1 protein-coding gene is annotated in these 750 nt (G+C 64.8%); it reads right to left on the reverse strand.

The window, feature by feature from the left end; all coding sequences use genetic code 11:
* Positions 1-649: tyrosine-type recombinase/integrase (locus tag AC0L3H_RS32975; protein ID WP_473588250.1), on the reverse strand; the 649-nt coding region annotated here is incomplete at its 3' end.
* Positions 650-750 lie beyond the last annotated feature (101 nt).

Consider the following 750-nt stretch of genomic DNA (forward strand, 5'->3'; position numbering starts at 1 on the left):
CGTGGCGCAGATAGGCCGCCACCGCTTCGCCGACATCGGCCGGCAAGGGAAGGTGTTCGATGCAGCTTCCTTTGCCCCGTACGAGAATCTCACCGGTCCGCCAATCCAGGTCGTCAAGCTTGAGCTTGGCGACTTCCCCCGCCCGCAAGCCGAGACGAACCAACATGGTCAGGACCGCGAAGTCGCGGCAGCCGTTCGACGTATCGCGGCCGCAGGACGTCAGCAGGCGCTGAACCTGGTCGCAATCCAGTCCCTTTGGCAACCCAGCCAATCGCCGACCGGCGACCGAGGGCACGCAAGCGGCAAGAGATCGCGCGATGAGACCCTCGACATGAAGGAACGTGAGCAGCGACCGCAGCGCCGTTACAGTCAGGCTTGCCGCGCCGCGGCTCAGCTGAGGGCAACGTGCCACGACAAAGGTGACGACGTCGGTCGCGGCCAAACCCGCAAGGTCCAGGGCACGCCCGTCGGACGACAATCGATGACGCAGAAAGGGGCGCACCATCCGGGCATAGACATCGGCGGTCGCTTTCCCCAAACCGCGCTCAATCGCCAGATAGCGTTGGTATCGTTCCAGCAGCTGATCTGCCGGATCGTCGGGTGCACGGGGCGACGGCAGCACCACGCTGCGAGACTGCAAATAGGCCAACAGGGGCTGCAATGCTTTGATCGAGCGGAGTTGCGGGCCAGCGGCACGACGGGTACGGACGAACCGATCGACCTCGCTCGCACCCAGTCCCTCCACATCCA

The organism is Mesorhizobium sp. WSM4816 (genome assembly GCF_055811535.1).